Source organism: Peribacillus sp. NPDC101480 (genome assembly GCF_050277335.1).
Taxonomy (GTDB): Bacteria; Bacillota; Bacilli; order Bacillales; family DSM-1321; genus Peribacillus.
Genome location: NZ_JBNNSB010000002.1, coordinates 317,602 through 336,843, shown reverse-complemented (window position 1 = coordinate 336,843; position 19,242 = coordinate 317,602). Strand labels below are relative to the sequence as shown.

General features: G+C 40.7%; 16 protein-coding genes. 13 read left to right on the top strand and 3 right to left on the bottom strand.

The features are described 5' to 3' along the window. Window positions 1–12: 12 nt before the first annotated feature. The 7 genes from solA (at window position 13) to ACQKMF_RS09180 (ending at window position 6,999) form a co-directional block, all read left to right on the top strand. Entirely contained in the window at window positions 13–1,152 is a 1,140-nt protein-coding gene (gene solA, locus ACQKMF_RS09210; protein WP_402942330.1) for an N-methyl-L-tryptophan oxidase, read from the top strand. A 248-nt stretch (window positions 1,153–1,400) separates the two neighbouring features. Next, window positions 1,401–2,159 carry a 5-oxoprolinase subunit PxpA gene (gene pxpA, locus ACQKMF_RS09205; protein WP_402942332.1) on the top strand — a complete coding sequence of 253 codons (759 nt, stop codon included), beginning with the start codon at window positions 1,401–1,403 and terminating at the stop codon, window positions 2,157–2,159. Between the two features lie 120 nt (window positions 2,160–2,279). Next, window positions 2,280–3,419, top strand: coding sequence for an NRAMP family divalent metal transporter (locus ACQKMF_RS09200; RefSeq protein ID WP_402942974.1), 1,140 nt, complete (start codon window positions 2,280–2,282; stop codon window positions 3,417–3,419). 90 nt (window positions 3,420–3,509) lie between these two features. Next, entirely contained in the window at window positions 3,510–4,301 is a 792-nt protein-coding gene (locus ACQKMF_RS09195) for a putative hydro-lyase (RefSeq protein WP_402942334.1), read from the top strand. A gap of 22 nt (window positions 4,302–4,323) precedes the next feature. Then, a complete protein-coding gene (pxpB, locus tag ACQKMF_RS09190; protein WP_427572722.1) occupies window positions 4,324–5,082 on the top strand; it encodes a 5-oxoprolinase subunit PxpB in 759 nt (252 codons plus the stop codon). Then, on the top strand, window positions 5,079–6,074 hold the full coding sequence (locus ACQKMF_RS09185; protein ID WP_427572720.1) for a biotin-dependent carboxyltransferase family protein: 996 nt from the start codon (window positions 5,079–5,081) through the stop codon (window positions 6,072–6,074). Before pxpB ends, ACQKMF_RS09185 begins: the two co-directional genes overlap by 4 nt. 166 nt (window positions 6,075–6,240) lie before the next feature. Continuing rightward, a complete protein-coding gene (locus tag ACQKMF_RS09180; protein ID WP_402942341.1) occupies window positions 6,241–6,999 on the top strand; it encodes an IclR family transcriptional regulator in 759 nt (252 codons plus the stop codon). A 224-nt stretch (window positions 7,000–7,223) separates the two neighbouring features. On the opposite strand, the gene ACQKMF_RS09175 is transcribed toward ACQKMF_RS09180, so the two are convergent. Beyond that, window positions 7,224–8,246 (bottom strand): hypothetical protein, encoded by a 1,023-nt coding sequence (locus tag ACQKMF_RS09175; protein ID WP_427572718.1) that lies wholly within the window; start codon window positions 8,244–8,246, stop codon window positions 7,224–7,226. 661 nt (window positions 8,247–8,907) lie between these two features. Here ACQKMF_RS09175 and ACQKMF_RS09170 point away from each other — a divergent pair. From ACQKMF_RS09170 to ACQKMF_RS09150, 5 genes are all read left to right on the top strand, one after another. Continuing rightward, on the top strand, window positions 8,908–10,188 hold the full coding sequence (locus ACQKMF_RS09170; protein WP_137018415.1) for an MFS transporter: 1,281 nt from the start codon (window positions 8,908–8,910) through the stop codon (window positions 10,186–10,188). A 329-nt stretch (window positions 10,189–10,517) separates the two neighbouring features. After that, entirely contained in the window at window positions 10,518–11,306 is a 789-nt protein-coding gene (locus ACQKMF_RS09165) for an SDR family NAD(P)-dependent oxidoreductase (protein ID WP_232782869.1), read from the top strand. Between the two features lie 214 nt (window positions 11,307–11,520). Further along, on the top strand, window positions 11,521–12,315 hold the full coding sequence (locus tag ACQKMF_RS09160) for an alpha/beta fold hydrolase (protein WP_427572715.1): 795 nt from the start codon (window positions 11,521–11,523) through the stop codon (window positions 12,313–12,315). A gap of 69 nt (window positions 12,316–12,384) precedes the next feature. After that, entirely contained in the window at window positions 12,385–12,633 is a 249-nt protein-coding gene (locus ACQKMF_RS09155; RefSeq protein WP_101221842.1) for a ferredoxin, read from the top strand. A gap of 216 nt (window positions 12,634–12,849) precedes the next feature. Next, window positions 12,850–13,842 carry an NAD(P)/FAD-dependent oxidoreductase gene (locus ACQKMF_RS09150; RefSeq protein WP_260357467.1) on the top strand — a complete coding sequence of 331 codons (993 nt, stop codon included), beginning with the start codon at window positions 12,850–12,852 and terminating at the stop codon, window positions 13,840–13,842. A 338-nt stretch (window positions 13,843–14,180) separates the two neighbouring features. Here ACQKMF_RS09150 and iadA read toward each other — a convergent pair whose 3' ends face one another. Together iadA and ACQKMF_RS09140 are read right to left on the bottom strand one after the other, a co-directional pair. After that, complete coding sequence (iadA, locus tag ACQKMF_RS09145; protein WP_427572713.1) at window positions 14,181–15,353, bottom strand: beta-aspartyl-peptidase; 1,173 nt, start codon at window positions 15,351–15,353, stop codon at window positions 14,181–14,183. A 36-nt stretch (window positions 15,354–15,389) separates the two neighbouring features. Beyond that, window positions 15,390–16,811, bottom strand: a complete 1,422-nt coding sequence (locus ACQKMF_RS09140) for a YfcC family protein (protein ID WP_101221845.1) — start codon at window positions 16,809–16,811, stop codon at window positions 15,390–15,392. A 287-nt stretch (window positions 16,812–17,098) separates the two neighbouring features. On the opposite strand from ACQKMF_RS09140, the gene ACQKMF_RS09135 reads away from it, so the two are divergent. Next, complete coding sequence (locus tag ACQKMF_RS09135) at window positions 17,099–19,156, top strand: sigma-54 interaction domain-containing protein (RefSeq protein ID WP_427572710.1); 2,058 nt, start codon at window positions 17,099–17,101, stop codon at window positions 19,154–19,156. The last annotated feature ends 86 nt before the right edge of the window (window positions 19,157–19,242 follow it).

Here is a 19,242-nt window from a genome sequence, read left to right as displayed (position 1 = left end):
GAGGGATGAAAGATGCATTATGATGTAATTGTAATTGGAGCTGGATCTATGGGAATGTCTTCAGGTTATTATCTATCAAAAAATGGACAAAAAGTATTAGTATTGGATTCCTTTGCTCCTCCTCATAATAAGGGCAGCCATCACGGGGAAACAAGAATTATTAGACATGCTTATGGTGAAGGCAGGGAGTATATTTCTTTGGCACTTAAATCCCAAGAGCTATGGGGTGAGTTGGAAAGAAATTCGGGGAAACAATTATTTCTTCCAACGGGGGTCCTGAATGCTGGTAGCGAAAATTCCACTTTCATTAAGCAAGTGATAGCGGGTTCAAACGAATATGGGTTACCTATGAAAATCTTGGATTACCATGAAATTCATGATAGATGGCCTGGAATAACACTGCCGGAAGACTACATTGGATGCTATGAAGCGACTTCGGGCGTATTGAAAAGTGAAGAGTGCTTAAGAGCGTATCAACAACTTGCGAAATATCATGGTGCCGACATCAGGGTAAACAGTGAAGTTAAGAAGATAGTTGTTCATGGGGATGGGGTCACGATTAAAACGGATGAACAGACATTCCACTCAGAATCTTTAGTGGTTGCAGTTGGGGCTTGGGCACCGAAAATCTTGGCGATGTTAGATTTGAATCTGCCGCTGGAACCAATCAGAAAAACATTTGCATGGTTTCATGCAAATGAAAGATTATATAATCATAATGAGTTTCCGGCTTTTTCTTTTGATACTTCAGTTGGTACATACTATGGCTTTCCCAGTATAAATGGTTCTGGAATGAAAGTAGGGAGACATGATGGGGGAACCCGTATAAATCCTGATGGCTTTATTGAAGGTTTTGGTGAATTGAATGAAGATGAGGGAGATTTGGTGAAGTTTTTGCGGAAATATATGCCTGCTGATCAAAAATTGAAATATGGGAAAACTTGCATCTACACCATGACCCCTGATGAGCATTTTATAGTGGATAAACATCCTTATTATCCAAACATTGCCATAGCAGCAGGTTTCTCAGGACATGGTTTTAAATTCAGCAGTGTCATGGGGGAAATTTTGAGCGACTTGATTATCTCCGGTACGAGCAAGGAAGATATTTCATTGTTTTCTATTAATCGATTTAAAAATTCATTGTCATAATATACTCCTAAATTTAGTGCTGTAATCATGGCCGTTGCTTCCTTTCAAAGGAAACAACGGCTTTTTATATCCAAATGTTAGGTTATCTAACAAACTATTGTCGAAATAATTAAAATATGCTAGAATAAGAATATTCCGAAATATGAAACTCAAATTCCGAATTTCGGAACTAATGCATTTAAGTGATTGAAAGAGTAACTACATAATTTTTATTTACTGAAATTTCCGTGAGTAAAGGAGAGGGTAGTATGAACACGGTTGATTTGAATTGTGATTTAGGAGAAAGTTTTGGCGCCTACCGGATAGGTAATGATCAAGAGATTTTGGACTATGTAACATCTGTCAATATAGCTTGTGGATTCCACGCTGGTGATCCGACAGTCATGAGAAAAACGGTCCAGCTTGCTTTAGGGAAAGGTGTCAAGATCGGAGCCCACCCAGGTTTACAGGATTTAATAGGATTTGGCAGACGCAATATGAATATTTCACCACAGGAGGCTTATGATATTGTCGTCTATCAAATTGGTGCATTGAATGGCTTTCTGCAATCCGAAGGCGGTAGTATGCAGCATGTGAAACCGCATGGGGCTTTATACAATATGGCCGCAAAGAACAAAGAGTTATCCGTGGCAATTGCCGAAGCGGTATATAAAGTGAATCCTGAGCTTATCTTATTTGGTTTGTCGGGCAGTGAATTGATACGTGCCGGACAGGCTATCGGATTGCAAACAGGGAGTGAAGTATTTGCCGACCGTACCTACCAACATGATGGTTCATTGACTTCCCGATTGGAAAAGGACGCATTGATCGAAAACGATGATGATGCCGTTGCCCAGGTCATTCGCATGGTGAAGGAAGGTAAGGTCCTGTCTCAGCAAGGCTCGGATGTGGCTTTAAAAGCAGATACCATTTGTATTCACGGGGACGGGGCACATGCTTTATCCTTTGCTCGGCATGTTAAGGAATCTTTGAAATTATCTGAAATAACAGTCAAGTCCTTTTCTTGAAGAAAATAAACAATCAGGAGGCAGATTCCATTGGAGCCAATCAAAAATACAACAGCACAGAAAAAGAATCCGACTAAGCCAAAAACGAACCGCACTTTATTGTTAGGTGCGGCATTCCTAATGGCAACATCGGCAATAGGGCCTGGTTTTTTAATGCAAACAACCGTTTATACCCAAAGTCTTGCGGCAAGTTTCGGATTCGTTATTCTTATTTCGGTCATTCTTGATATATTTGCCCAAACAAATGTATGGCGCATTATTGCTGTATCCGAAAAACGCGGTCAGGAAATTGCAAACATGGTCCTTCCTGGGCTGGGTTATGTACTGGCAGCTCTGATCGTTATGGGGGGGCTGGCTTTTAATATTGGAAATATAGCAGGAGCTGGATTAGGTCTTAATGCAATGACGGGAATATCCCCAACAGCCGGTGCGGCAATAAGCGCAGTCATCGCCGTACTGATTTTTGTAGTGAAAGAAGCAGGGAAAGCCATGGACCGTTTTACGCAAATTGCCGGATTTTTCATGATTTGTTTGATGATTTATGTCGCTTGGACAACCTCTCCTCCAGTCGGGGAAGCAGTAGTGAGGACCTTTGCACCTGATAAAATCGATATTATCGCAATCGTTACATTAGTGGGTGGATCTGTAGGCGGCTACATTACTTTTGCGGGAGGCCATCGTCTATTGGATGCAGGCGTGAAGGGCGTTGACTCATTACCTCAGGTCACGAAGAGCTCGGTAATGGGGATATTGATTACGACAGTCATGCGTGTTGCGTTATTTTTAGCAGTACTTGGTGTTGTATCGAAAGGTTTACAAATTAATCCGGATAACCCTGCAGCATCCGTTTTTCAGCTCGCTGCCGGTGATATAGGATATAAAATCTTTGGTGTCGTCATGTGGGCTGCAGCGATCACGTCTGTTGTTGGAGCGGCATATACTTCGGTTTCATTTATCAGAACTTTCAGCGAAAAGATAAATAATAAGGCAAACTGGATAATCATTGGCTTTATAGCCGTATCGACCATTTGCTTTCTATTAATTGGTCAACCGGTTAAAGTACTGCTTGTAGTTGGGGCAATTAATGGACTCATCTTACCAATTGCTCTTGGAACATTGCTAATTGCCGCATATAAGAAAAACATCGTGGGTGATTATAAGCATCCTTTATGGTTAACGATTTCCGGTGTATTCGTGGTTGTCATCATGGCGTTAATGGGCGTATATACATTAATGAAACAACTGCCGGCACTTTTTTAATGATTAATGAATGAAAATCCAATAAATAAAGGTGGAAGTGGCGTGTCAGTTTGTCACTTTCTGCCACTTCGTAATAGGAGATGAATACTAATGATCGACCTTTCTCAAGCTACCCCGGCTGAGTTGCGTTCAATGATTCGAAACAACGAATTGATAAAACCGACAGCTGGCATGGCTAACGGTTATGCACAAGCGAACTTAGCCATCTTAAAAAAAGAGCATGCTTTTGATTTTTTATTATTCTGTCAGCGTAACCCTAAATCCTGTCCATTGCTGGACGTTACGGAAATTGGTTCACCCATTCCCGCATTTGCAGCAAATTCTGGGGATATACGCACCGATATTCCTAAATATAGGGTATATAAATATGGAGAATTAGTGGAAGAAGTAACGGATATCTCAAACTACTGGGAAGACGATATGGTTGGATTTTTAATCGGGTGCAGCTTTACTTTCGAGCACGCCCTTTTGAATAATGATATATCGATTCGTCATATTGAAGAGGGATGTAATGTACCTATGTATAAAACCAATATCCCGTGTATCGAAGCAGGGATTTTTCATGGGAAAATGGTGGCTAGCATGAGGCCGATTCCACAAAAGGATGTGGTGAGGGCAGCTCAAGTGACATCGCGGTTTCCTGCAGTTCATGGGGCTCCAATCCATATTGGTGACCCTGAGGCGATCGGTGTTTCCAGCATTCAGCATCCGGATTTTGGTGATCCAGTAACGATTCGTGAAGGGGAAGTCCCGGTCTTTTGGGCATGTGGTGTAACTCCTCAATCCATTGCTATGGAGACTAAACCGGAGATCATGATCACGCATGCACCTGGACATATGTTCATAACGGACATTCGTGATGAAAAATTAGGAGTTTTATAACGAACAGAAAGAGATGATTCCTATGCCGGAAAAGCTTTTGAAAAAAACTGCATGTACACTTTCTCCATTGGGCGATTCCGCAATCGTGATAACATTCGGGAATGGAATGGAATACAGCGTTCACAAAAAAATAAAATTGTTTAAGGATTTGCTGGAGGATGAACCTTTTGCAGGGTTTATAGAATGTGTACCGGCTTATACTAATTTGACGGTTTTTTATGATCCATTGGTTATTTATAAGGAGCGAAAACAAAGCAATGATACTGAAACCATATCTCCCTATGAAGTGGTCCGTTCCATATTGGAAATGAAATTACAGGATTTAAAAGAAGATAGGAAACTCTCACATCGAACAGTTTCCATTCCTGTGTGCTATGGGAAGGAATATGGACCGGATTTGGAATATGTTGCCCGTTATAATGATTTGACTACTGATGAAGTCATTCATATTCATTCAACTGGGGAGTATTTGGTCTATATGATTGGGTTCGCACCAGGTTTCCCGTTTCTTGGCGGACTGTCAGAGAAGATCGCGACACCTAGGCGTTCCTCTCCCCGTATGACCATTCCGGTAGGGGCAGTAGGAATCGCCGGTATGCAAACGGGTGTATATCCTATATCAACACCTGGTGGATGGCAATTGATCGGACAGACGCCAACCAAAATGTTTTTACCGAATGTAAATCCTCCAAGTCTATTACAAGCAGGAGACATCGTGAAGTTCCATCCGATTTCGGATCAAGAATATAAAGAAATGATCCTTAAGGAGGAGATACAGTGAGCCTGCGCGTAATCAAACCGGGATTATTGACTAGTATACAGGACCTTGGAAGAAAAGGATTCCAGCAACATGGGGTGATTGTAAGCGGGGCGATGGATGCACATTCGTTACGAATTGCCAATATGCTGGTTGGCAATGAAGAAGGAGAAGCGGCCTTGGAAATTACATTAATGGGGCCGACCATTAAATTCGAGAAAAATTGCCTGATTTCGATAACGGGTGGAAACTTATCACCTACAATCGATAATCATGCTGTACCGATGTGGAGGCCCATTCTTGTGAAAAGTGGATCGGTGCTTCGGTTTGAAGGGTGTAAATCAGGTTGCAGGGCTTACTTAACAGTAGCGGGCGGCTTCGCTATTCCCGAAGTTATGGCCAGTAAAAGCACATATCTAAGGGCTGAGATTGGCGGCTATATGGGGAGGGCATTAAAGGCTGATGATGTCTTGGAGTTTAATGAACCTTCGAAAAATCTTGGTGATCGGGCGTTCAAAGGTCCATTTTCCTTCCCAAAGTGGTTTGTCAATGAGAAGGAGTTCATGCCAGGAGGAAAACCTCTAATCCGTTTCATCGATGGAAGCCAATATGAGTATTTCACAGATTCAAGTAAAGATAGTTTTGTAGCGGGTTTATTTAAAGTTTCCAATCAATCCGACCGCATGGGATATAGATTTTCAGGCCCTACACTGAAATTAAAGGATAATGGGGAGTTATTATCTGAAGCGGTCACAAATGGGTCCGTTCAGGTTCCTCCTGATGGAAACCCGATCATTCTCCTTGCGGATAGCCAAACAACCGGGGGATATCCTAAGATAGCTCAGGTGATTACGGCGGATTTACCAAGTATCGCTCAGGTTAAACCAGGGGAATCCATTCAGTTCTCACGGGTGAACTTAAAGGAGGCTGAACGGCAATTCCTTCAAAAAGAATGGCAATTGAAGGAATTGCAAGTTTCGATATCCTTGGCCCTGAACAAATGGCTGGATATATAGTTTCTTCTGCAAAGAACGCAAACGATGAGAAAGTACTCTTAAGAGTGCTTTCTTTTTTTTGTTCACGCTTAAATATATATTTTACTGAAGGCATTACATCCCTTTTTTCATGTTTTATAATAGAATGATAGTTAAGGAAAACATGTATCATGAAAGGAGACAATGTATGCAGGCACATAATAAAACGGTCGTGAAATCCATGCAAATCCTGACCCTTTTCATAAATCATCCAAAACTGACCTTTAATGAAATGATGGAACTTTCCAATTTGCCGAAAACGTCGTTACACCGTATGGTGGGATCATTGGAAGAAATGGGGTTTTTAACAAAGGACGAAGATGGCCACTATTCCCTTGGACTGATATTCCTGCAGTTTGGTCAACTGGTAGGGGAGCGTTTGGATATCAGGTCAATCGCCTATCCGATCATGAAAGACCTTCGGGATGATGTTGAAGAAGCAGTGAATTTAATTGTGAGGGATAAGGATGAAGCGATGTATATTGAAAAGGTGGACACCCTGCATCCTGTTCGACTTTATACATCCATTGGAAGGCGTTCGCCATTGTATGCTGGGGATTCTCGAATCATCTTAGCGTATTTGCCAGAAAAAGAGCGTGAAAATTATTTGGGAAGCATTCAATTAAAACCAATCGCCATTGGAACGATAACGGATAAAACTGAACTCCGTCACGCTTTGGATGAAGCGAGAATGAATGGTTACACGATAACTTCATCAGAACTTGAGGATTATACAAAAGCAGTGAGTGCACCGATACTCAATGGTAAAGGTGAAATAGTAGCTGGTATTAGTGTCGCTGGGATTGAAGCAAGATTTCAGGAAGATCGCTTGGATGAATTGATTGACAAGGTAACGAAAGCTGCCAAAGCCATTTCCGTGAAGCTTGGTTCTCAAACATATAAATGAAAATAGAAAAATCATGTCATTTTCGGAATATATTTTTCTGAAATAAGATAGCTTACATAAGATAGTCGATTCCTACATACTAACATATAGGAAGTAAAGCCACCGCTTATGGTGGTTTTTTGTCATGCTGGCATGCTCAGCTGAACCAAAACGAAAAGGTGAACCATTCGGGGTTCACCTTTTCCAATATCGTAAGACTGTATCGCAAGATTGTTGGTTAGCCGTTACATACGCACAAAGTGTGATTGATTTATATTTCTCGGCACCCCGATGTCAGCCATTGTAAGTAAACCTGGTTTACGGAGCGTATCAATTTGCTTAGCGGTATTGATAATCATTGCAGCAGTTGCGGTATCTCCAAAGATGCCGTTTGGAACAATCAACCTTTGGGTTTCGTTCCCCTCAATAACGATTTCATCTTCCTGTTTAATACCTGCAGACATCGTTAAATCCAAGGAAATTTCTTTTCCGTCCACTGTCTTGCCAGTGGAAATTTGATGAAGCCCATTAACATCCCCTGGTTTTAAGGCAGTTAGCGGAACGGTCATATTTTCGCTCGCAATCGTTGGTTCAATGGTATTGGTTACACTTGAAAGTTTCCAATTCAGCCCATAGGCGATCAACCTGACAGACTCCTCAAGACCTACATGCCCAATTTTATTCCGTTGGGCTAAAAATTCAAACTCTTCTCTGGTCATCCCGATTCCGACCTTTTTTTGCAAGGGGAGGCGCCTTTTCGAAACATCTACTTTACGATTGACCTTAATTTGGTTAACCGTGGTCAATACTGTTGTAAATGAAATGGCCATAGTATCCATGATGAAACCTGGATTGATTCCGGTCCCAATGACACTAAGCCCTTTAGCTTTAGCATAATCATCTATTTCCTTTGCAAGTATTGGGTAGCGATGCCATGGGAAGGAAAGTTGTTCACAGGTGGAAACCACAGAAAAGCCGTGATCTAGCAGCTCTTTGATTTGAGGCCATACTTGTTGTGCGTCGGAACCGGTTGCGTGTAGGGCGATAGGGTGGTCAGCTTCTGTATTTACATCCCGTATATGAGAGACTACACACTTGTTCGTTTCCTTTTCATGGATAAGTAATCCAATATCCTTTCCTACCTTATCGGGAGCAATATCGACAACCCCGATAATCGATTGCGGATTCGTTTGATAAGCACTGCGTAGAATTTCAATTCCGATGGGGCCCAGCCCGAATACTGCGAATTCAGAATAGTACATATCCATTCATCTCTCATCCTTTCAAATAACTTATAACAAAATGCTAACATTGTGTGATAAATAATAAAAATAGTTAATTTTTATAAATTTATAATGAATCGTTATAAAAGGAAAAACGATAATGAATGAGGTGAATTAGTGAATCATACTTCAATTTTGGGGTTACATATCGCGGAAATTGTGAAATGGCGGACTAAAGCGGCAGCGTAAGTCGGGATGTTGGACAGGTATGTAGAAACCGCCATACTGTTCCCGGTTAAAACATTTTATTTGAACGGACACGAGACTTTAGCAGACTTTTAGTTCGCAGCATCTTTTGGACATTATTTACCTAAGGCTCGAGAACTAGCAGAAACGTAATCCGGTTTTAGATATAAGGTTAAGGTATTGTTTCTGTTTGTTTTAATCGAAGAAACACCTTAATAAGTTTTGAATATAAAACTACTTTTTCTGTTGAAAAAATATTAATCTGAATATTATTGACTATTGCGAAAATTAAATATAACATTATGACATTAAATACCGGTAACATTGTTTTGTATATAAAACGATTGTTGCTGCAATCTTTTGAAAGGGGGAATTGGTGAAGTTGATTGTTTGAAAGACATTTTCTTTATCGAAATCATGAAAGCGCATTCAAAAGATCCTACTAAAAGGGGGAAATAACATGTTACAAGGTCAAAAAAGATGGTTGTACATTGCGATTCCTATTTTTTTCTTCTGGTTTTTCGGACAGATTGATAAAGTAGGTATCTCTGTTATCCAAACCGATCCGGGATTTTTAAGTGACCTTGGTTTAACTGGCCCGGATAAAAATGCGAAAATTGGCTTGATCTCCTTTATATTCATGATTTCATACTCCTGTTCCAACATTTTTTGGGGAGTTATCATCGACAAGTTAGGGGCACGGAAAACAGCAGTTTTAGGTTTACTGGTATGGACAGCGACAATGGTAATGGGCGGGCTGTCCACTTCATACGAAATGTTTTTAATCAGTAGGGTAATCCTCGGAATTGGGGAGGGGATGATGATCCCGATATCGGGAAAATTCATTTCGAATTGGTTTAATAAACGAGAGCTTGGCAGGGCACAGTCATTCTGGATAACTGGAAACTACCTTGGCCCGGCGGTGGGTACCGTTATGCTCATACTAATTATTTCAACGTTTCATTGGCAGGCAGCGTTCTTTGCTCTCGCCGCATTTAACTTGTTTATAAATATTCCAATGTTCCTGTTTTTGGCACGTAATACGCCAGAAGAGCATCCGCGCATGAGTAAAGAAGAAGTCTCCTATATTCGCCAAAAAGACGAAGCGGATGATGTGCAGTCGAAGCAATTCTTTGCAAAGGATTATCGTTATTGGATTGTCTGGTTTGGCAATTTGATGTCGTCCTTTCTTTTCTTTGGAATCAGTATTTGGCTGCCTACATATCTCGTTGAGGCCAAAGGGTTTGAAAGGGAAGCGATGACTGGGATTACTTCATTATCGTGGCTATTCGCGCTTGGATTTGTCCTGGCTGGCGGATTTCTGGCGGACAAAACGAAGCGTCCGAGTTTGCTTGCGACGATTCTTTTCATACTAACGGCTGTATTTTTGACAATCGCCGTCATTGCACCAAATCCTATTTTCGCTGGCGTTTCCATGGGGCTCGCAATGGGAACTCAAGGAGGAATGTTTCACCTGACCAATTTCTTCATCATCAAATTTTCAACACCTGAAACAGCTGGCCGCGCAGCCGGTTTAATGGGATTCACGAATATTATGGGTGGGTTTTCAAGCTACATTATGGGGTGGAGCCGCGATTTGTCCGGCGGTGATTTTGGTCCCTCCATTGCCATGCTGATTGTAGCAGCCATTCTTGGGTTTGTGGCGTACTTATTTATGATTAAACAAGAAGTTGCCGAATATCACCTAAGTAATGCGACAGGAAACAAAGTAACACTATAAGCGCTAAAAAGTTAATATGTTTTTTAGTAGGGTTTCTCGGTAAGATGGGCGCTAGAATCTTACTGAGAAACCACAAAAAAAATCATACTTATTGACGAGTGCCGCAGTAGTAAGGGTAACCGCAGAATGTATTCCCGAAGATAGTTTCATTTTTTTTCATTGACAATAAAGCGATTACATTTTAGAATTATTTATATAAAAAACATTGTTTCGTGTATAAAACATAAAATTATGAAAAAATGTGCTAGCTTGCAAGACGTAAACTTGAAGGAACCGTTCTTTGTATAACCGTTCATCACGTTTGAAAGATAATAGAAGGGGTTGAGACAATGGGAATGGCCTTAAAAGATAAAGTCGTATGGATTACAGGGGGAGCTTCTGGAATTGGAGAGGCTGTCACTCGCCGCTTTATACAAGAAGGAGCAAAAGTGAGCATCATCGGCCGCTCTAAAGACACGTTAGCGAAAATGAAGGAAGAATTTGGTGAAAATATCCTTACATATCAGGGAGATATAAGTAAATACGAAGACAATGAGCAAGCGGTCCAAGCTACTGTTGAGCAATTCGGAAAGTTGGATGTTTTCGTGGCGAATGCCGGCGTGTTCGATGGATTTGCCAAATTTGCCGATGTGACTCCTGAGGCGCTTTCCGAAGCATATGATTACCTTCTCGATATTAACGTAAAAGGCTCTTTTTTCGGGGCGAAAGCCGCTCTTGAAGAACTGAAAAAAACAAATGGCAATATTATTTTTACCGTGTCCGGTGCAAGTTTTTATCCAGATGGCGGCGGTGTTTGGTATACAGCGAGCAAACACGCCCAAATTGGATTGATGCGCCAGCTTGCGTTCGAACTATCTCCTTCCATCCGGGTAAATGCGGTAGCCCCAGGGGGGACATTGACAGCACTTACTGTAATCCCGCCGCTGCGTCCATTTGTGAATATCGTCGATAATGATACGAAAGCAAGCAGCATAAAAAAACGGAATATCCTTCAACTTGCCCAGATGCCGGAAGATCACGTTGCAGCGTATGTACTGTTAGCTTCCGACGAATCACGCGCAATCACCGGTGAGGTCATTTCCAGCGATGGCGGATTGTCAGTGCGGGGCCTTGGCTAAGCTGGCACAGTTTTTTAATACTGTTTTAGCTAAATTAGGGAACGGAAGTGGAATTTCCTGCTGAACTTCAGGATAGGAAGCACTTTCATAATTGGAACGAAAGCTAGTTCCATGCGAAATATAAATATAGTAAATCATTCGCTTTTTTTAGAAAGATATTTAAAGTACAGGTGTTTTAAGAATCAGAGATTCACCTTAAAAGGGGATTGATATTATGCCATACGTAAAAGTAGAAGATTTAAGCATTCATTATGAAAAAGAAGGTCATGGAGAACCTTTAGTATTATTACACGGCATGAGTAATAATTCACAGTCATGGAAGGAGCAAATCCAGGAATTAAAGGAGCATTATACAGTAATTGCATGGGATGCACCGGGTTATGGGAAAAGTTCAGATCCAGCAAAAGAATTTAAGTATTTTAAAGAGTTTGCACATATTCTGAACGGCATGCTAGATCAGCTAAAGCTGGAAAAAATCCATCTGCTTGGCCATTCAATGGGAGCGGCAATCGCGATAGAGTTCTGTAGCCTGTTCCCTAATAAGGTTAATAAACTTATATTGTCCGATTCGACAAGAGGGGCAGCTGCTCTAACCCCAGAGGAGAACGAGACGAAATTGAAAAATCGATTATTTTCAATTGAAAACCTTTCTACTGAGGAGATCGCGGAAAAGAGGATACAAGCATTGCTATCTCCCCATGCTTCAGAAAAAGTCTATAAGCGAGTAAAAGAGATTATGACACAGATAAGACCGGCAGGATATCGTTCGGTGGCAAATTCACTTTATCATCTAAATCAAATGAGTTTGTTATCTCATATAAATGTCCCTGTTCTTGTAATTTGTGGTGAGTTGGATACTGTAACTCCTATAAAGGAGTCGGAAGCAATTCATGAAGAGTTAATGAACTCCCGGCTCGTGATAATTCCAGAAGGCGGGCATTTGTGTTATCAGGAAAATCCTGAAAAGTTTAATTCGAGCATTTTGGCATTTTTGAACGATATTGAGTAGGAAAAGGCTTCTACAAATACTTTAGTAAAAAACCAGGGCCTAGATTAGAGAGAGGAATGGATACAAAAAATGGCTAATTATACAATCGTGGATAAAGATACTTGTATTGCTTGCGGAGCTTGCGGTGCTTCAGCTCCGGATATTTATGATTACGATGAAGAGGGTATTGCGTTTGTTATATTGGATAATAATGTTGGGGCAGCGATTATACCTGAAGAACTTGAGGAAGATATGATAGATGCTTCAGAAGGATGTCCAACAGATTCTATAAAAGTGGCTCAATTATCCTTTGATGGTAACCCTAATAAATTTGAATAATATTTTAGGTGCGATTGTGACAGATAACAGAATTATAGATTTTTAAACTGTGACATATCCAGATTGTCTTTTAAAGGGTGGATATTCAACAAATTTTATCAGTCATTTTTGGAACAAAGAATTAAGTAAGAATTACTTGTAGTCAGTACATGCCTTACTACCAATAAATCATATTCAGTATGAGCAACCACCCTGGAAGCATAAGGAGTGATTACATTGACAGAAGAAAAAACGGTCTATGACATAACAATTATTGGCGGCGGCCCAGTTGGTTTGTTTACGGCGTTTTATGGAGGAATGAGGCAAGCAAAGGTGAAAATCCTTGAAAGCCTTCCTCAATTGGGAGGACAGCTATCAGCTCTTTATCCCGAAAAATTCATTTATGATATAGCTGGATTTCCAAAAGTAAGGGCCCAGGAATTGATAGAGAATTTAAAAGAACAAATGAAAGTATTCGAACCAACAATTTGTCTTGAAGAAGCAGTTGAACAGGTGGAAAAGCTAGCAGACGGAACATTTAAAATCACTACAAACCTCGATACTCATTTCTCCAAATCAGTGATCATTACTGCTGGAAATGGAGCTTTTCAGCCTCGTAAACTGGAATTGGAAGATTCAACACAGTTCGAAAATAAGAATTTGCATTATTTCGTGAATGATATGAACCGCTTTAAAGGTAGAAAAGTGGCGATACTTGGCGGTGGAGATTCTGCTGTTGATTGGGCCCTTATGTTAGAGCCGATTGCTGAAAAGGTAACATTGATACACAGAAGAGATAAATTCCGTGCCCATGAACATAGTGTGGAAAAATTAGTGAATTCCTCTGTTGAGGTCAAAACACCTTATATTCCCTCCGAACTGGTAGGAGCAGAAAGAATTACGCAAATTGTTTTAGAACAAACTAAGACGCAACAAAAAGAAGTGATTGATATAGATGATTTAATTATTAATTACGGATTTGTCTCTTCCCTTGGTGCGATTAAAGAATGGGGACTAAACATCAGCAAAAATGCAATTGTCGTTAATTCCAAACAAGAAACGAATATTCCAGGCATTTATGCAGCAGGGGATATTTGTACGTATGATGGAAAGGTTAAATTAATTGCATCCGGGTTTGGTGAAGGTCCTACGGCAGTCAATAATGCCAAAGCCTATATTGATCCGAAGGCGAAAGTTCAGCCGTTGCATAGTACTTCCTTATTTGGCTGACCTCTATCTAGCTTCAAGGCTCTCTGAAGAAATGAATTAGTATGTACATAGGCGAAGGCTCAAAAATAAAAAGTGATTGATAGGTTTCTCGATTGTCTTGATAAATGGAGATGATACTTAAAGTAGATATATATCGAGGATTTACAGGTTTTGTTGCCTAATGAACTAACAGGTTGATAGTTCAAAAAAGGAGACAGGCTATGATGACTGTAAAAAATAAAAGTCGAATTCCTTCAAAATTAGGAATTCGACTTTTTTAAGTATCGCCCCTTTAGCGATTCTTCACAGTATTATTGCGAGACGTGAAAATTTTTCGATAATTGGTATCCTGTCTAAACTCATTCAAATGTCCCTTTTATCAACGGAATACCCTTATCTACCATAACTTGTCCTTTTGCCATTACAGTGACAATTGCCAAAGTATCCTTTTGCAATAGCACAATATCAGCATCATTGCCGGTTTGGATACTGCCCTTGGTTGATAGTTTCAGCACTCGTGCGGGATTCGTGGTGATGACCTTCAGTGCCGTTTCAAGTGGGATTCCTTCTTCTAAAACAGAATCACGCACTTCGTGATATAGCGAAGATACTTTTCCTACTTGAAGGCCTGCATACTCCCCATGGTTGTTGAAAAACGGAAGACTTGCCTGACCGTCTGAAGAGAAGGTGATTTGTTCTACTGGAATCCCTTCTTCAAGCATTATGCGCAAGGCAATGCTGCACTTTACTTCACCATCATCCAGAAACTGAGGAATGGTGCTTGTTGTAAAGTCTACGAACCCGCCCCGTTTAGCGTAATTGATTCCCGCCTTGAATAATTCTTCATTTCGGTTGATATGTGTCGGATGGAGCTGCCGAATCGGAATATTGGTTTTATCAGCAATTGCATGTAACAACGAGAGCTCACCATCACCGTCTCCTACATGAACTTCTAATATACCTGCTTTTCCTGACAGAATACCCCCGTTACGTGCGGCTGCGACGATTTTGGTCAATTCCTCAAAAGTGGGTTCTGATGATCTATGGTCGGAGATGGCAATTTCCCCGACACCGATGATTTTGTCAATAAAAATAAGATCATCTTCAATTTTTCCTGTCAATGTTTTTACTGGCACTTGGTAGGAGCCTGTATGAATGAAACAGGAAATACCCTCTTCTTCAAGTGCCCGGGCCTTGGCAAGCAGGCTTTCCATTCTACGCGTAGTTCCGTCCGTACCAAGCAATCCGACAAGCGTTGTAATACCCGAAGTCGTAATGTCCGTAAGCATCAGCTCAGGGGTGCGGGTTTTGAATCCACCCTCACCGCCTCCGCCAATAATATGAACATGTGAATCTATGAAACCTGGAACAATTAAAAGATTGGTCGCATCAATGATATGAATAGGAGCAAAGTTGTCAGGAATCTCGATTCTGTCATCTATGAATGCAATTTTTTCATCTGTAATCAAAACGTCTTTCCGTCCTAAGTAATTGGGTGAGTATATCTCGCCATTTTTGATTAAAGTAAGCAATGCGTTTCTCCTCCTGTAATGAATTCGTGATTTTTATCAAAATGGACCATATCCGATGAAGTGGGCCGTTATGACAGCTATTAATCCAATGAGATATTGAATAAGTACCAGCGGCAGAATCCACTTCGCCCATTTTGTCCAAGGTATGCCTGCGATTGCCAAGCCCGCCATTAATGTGGTAGCGGTTGGGAAAATCATATTTCCGATTCCGTCCGCAAAAGAGAAAGTCAACACTGCAGTTTGGCGTGTAATATCCAATAAGTCTGCGAGTGGAATCATAATTGGCATGGTCAACATTGCATGACCGGTGCCGGATGCGAGAATAAAATGAATAAGAGTTTGGAAGCTGTACATGCCGGCAACACTTAAATAGGCCGGAATATGCTGGATAGCTTCAGATACTTGATGCAGCATAGGGTCGACGATATGCCCATCATTCAATACAACAAGAATGGCGCGTGATACGCCAATAATCAAAGCACCGCCTAGCAAGGCTGCAGATCCATTGGTAAAGGAGTTGACAATTTGATCCGCTGACAATTTTCCGAAGATTCCAATTACGATTGTTAAAACAATGAATAAGGCTGTAATTTCTGTAATGTACCATTGGAACTTGATGACACCAAATGCCAAGACGATATAATTAATCAAAAAAGAGATTAAGATGAATTTATGTCTTGCAGTTAATTTCGCACTTGATTGGAGCAGTTTTTTTGCTTCTTCTTTTGTATATTTTCCGTAGATTCCTATAGAAGGATTTTTCTTGACCTTCATAGCGTAACGATAGATATAAAGAACGGAAACAAGGTAGACGATAATAAATAAGATAAGGCGTAACCCTATTCCTGAGAACATCGGCAATTCAGCAATTCCTTGTGCAAGTCCGACAGTGAAGGGATTCATGATGGCAGTCGTGAACCCTGACAATGCCCCTACAATGACGATGGCAGTACCTGTAATTGTATCGAACCCCAGGGCCAACGCCAGCGGAATGATAAGAGGAAGGTAAGCAAGTGTTTCTTCTGCCATTCCCATTAAGGAGCCGCCTACAGCAAAAAACAGCATCACGACAGGAATTAATAGCTTTTCACGTGTCGCCAACTTCCGAGCCATTGTGGCGATGAGCACATCAACCGTCCCTGTAGCTCTTAAAACACCGAAAAACCCTCCAATAATCAATAAGAAAAAGATAATATTGCCGGCTTCAACCATCCCTGTGTGAATAGCTTTTATCATATCGAACAATTCCACCGGTGCAGATTCTATCCATTTGAAAGAATTGGCGTCAACAGTTGTCCGTCCATCTGCTTCAATCCGTGTATATTCCCCGGCAGGCAAAATGTAAGTAAATAGAGTTGCTATTGCGAGAATGCAGAGCAGCAATACAAAAACATTGATTTTTCTCTCTTTTTCTCCCGCTGTTTCAAGCGAAACAGCCTTCTCTTCTACTTGGCTCATGAATGTCTCTCCTTTGTATTTAAAATAAGTACATGGAACTAATACGCTAACAAAATATTGCCAGCCTATCGACTATCAACTGTTTTTCAAGTATTCTGCTGTTTCCCTCCTTTTCAAATCCATAGGCACGTCAACTCAATCACGACAATTCAATATATAAGCAAATTCTGTGCCAATATGAAGTAATTGATTTTTATGAGAACTTATTGGTTGGATTGAAGTTAAAGGTCATTATTGGTTCTTTTTGGTGATATAATAAAACCAATTAAAGACAGGTAGGTGTTTTTATGTCAAAATTCTCACTTACACTTATAGCGGGAAGCTCAAAAACAAAGGAAGCCTTGCAGGAGCAACTGGAACAACTGCTTGGAGACTACGTTCATGTCAACAGCCACGCTACCGATGAGGGAATACCTCATTCTCTGGGAGATGGAATTATCTTGTATTCATCAGATGCAGCTTATGATAAGAAAATGGGAAAGTATGGCGTAAGTGCCCAGAAAATAATTGTGGGAAAGAGAACTGTTAATCATGAATACATTGACAAGCTATTAAGAATACCAGAGGGTTCGACAGTGCTTTTGGTGAATGATGATGACGATGCAACTATAAACCTTATTGAATCCTTATATCAGCTTGGTGTCGATCATGTTCAATTTATCCCTTTCAGGAAGGGAATTTTATTTTATGAGAATGTCCAAATAGCTGTATCACCAGGAGAAACTCATCTGTGCCCCTCTTACATAAAAGAAGTAATCGATATAGGCGTGCGTCTTTTTGATATAACAACAATTCTGGAAGTTGTAGAATGCTGTGGTTTACACAAGGATATATCCTCTAAGATTTCTGAAAGGTATATTAGTAATATAATTGAATTACAACGTAAGCTGTTACATGCAGAGTGGGATGCCAAGCAAATGAGTGATCATATCCAAAATGTGTTGTGTACTGTCGATGACGGAATATTGGTCGTTAACGAGGAAGGTCTGATAACGGTATTCAATAACCAGCTTGCGGCATTGTTCCATGTTGATGCAAAAGATGTGGTTAATCAGTATCTAGAGCATGTAATGGATCGCCGTGATATTATCGATTTCATCATGGAAGGTAATGATGAAAGCAAGTTCTTCAACATAGACGGCGTGGATGTCGTAATTTTCCGGTTGCAAATGATGAAAGAAAATACAATTGTCGCAACCTTCAAAAGCGTACATCAAGCCTTTGAAATAGAAAAGACTGCACAAAGAGAAATGCGCAATCAAGGATTTTATTCAAAATACTGCTTTGACGATATTATCGGCGAGAATGAAGTAATGAAAGAGCGTAAGCAGATTGCCAAGAAGCTTGCCTTGTCGGAGCATCCGATTTTGATTCAGGGAGAGACAGGTACAGGAAAAGAGCTGTTTGCTCATGCGATTCATGAGCATTCATTGCGAAAGAACGGGCCATTTCTAGCGGTTAACTGTAGCGCTTTAACAGAAACTTTACTTGAAAGTGAATTGTTTGGCTACGAGGAAGGGGCATTTACAGGAGCGCAAAGGGGAGGAAAGAAAGGACTGTTTGAAATGGCGGATAAAGGGACGATCTTTTTGGATGAAATTGGTGACATAAGTCTCACCGTTCAATCCCATCTGCTTCGAGTTCTTCAGGAGGGGGAAATCCGCAGAATTGGCGGCAAGAGAATCATTCCCGTTAATGTCAGGGTGATTACCGCGACGAATAAAAACCTTCATGATAAGATGCGGGACGGTTCATTCCGAACAGACTTGTTTTACCGTCTGAATGTGCTCAATCTTTACATACCGTCACTCAAAGAGAGAAGAGCGGATATTCCACTTTTGATAAAGCACCTCATCACAAAAAGCGGGAAGTGGGTAAAAGTAGAGGAAGACGTACTGGAATATTTCATGCAATATGAATGGCCCGGCAACATACGGGAACTTAAAAGTACAATCGATTACATGTTGACGGTTTGTGAGGGGAATGTCGTGACGAAAAGTGACCTTCCGTTCATGCACGGGAATAAGGAAGACAGTGTGACGGCAGATTATCCCGTCTGTGAAAGTGTGTTGGAAAATCAGGAGCGCGCTTTTATCTTGGAAGTAATTAAGCAATACAACGATAAAGGAAAAGCGGCAAGCAGAGAACTGATTTCTAATCAAAGTAAAGAATCGGACTTTGTCTTGTCCCCTCAGCAGATTCGTCGCCGTTTGGATATTTTAGAAATCGAAGGGTTTGTCGTCAAAGGCAGAGGAAGGGCCGGCACTAAGATTACCGCTGAAGGAATAGAGTATTTATATTTTCTTAAGTCAAAGCATGCTATGCATGGGAGTTTGCTAATTTAGTTATATCGCCAATAGGAAGTTTAAAAGGTGAAATCATTCAATATTAAAAGCCCCATTTCTCAGTTTCATAAAAGAGAAATGGGGCT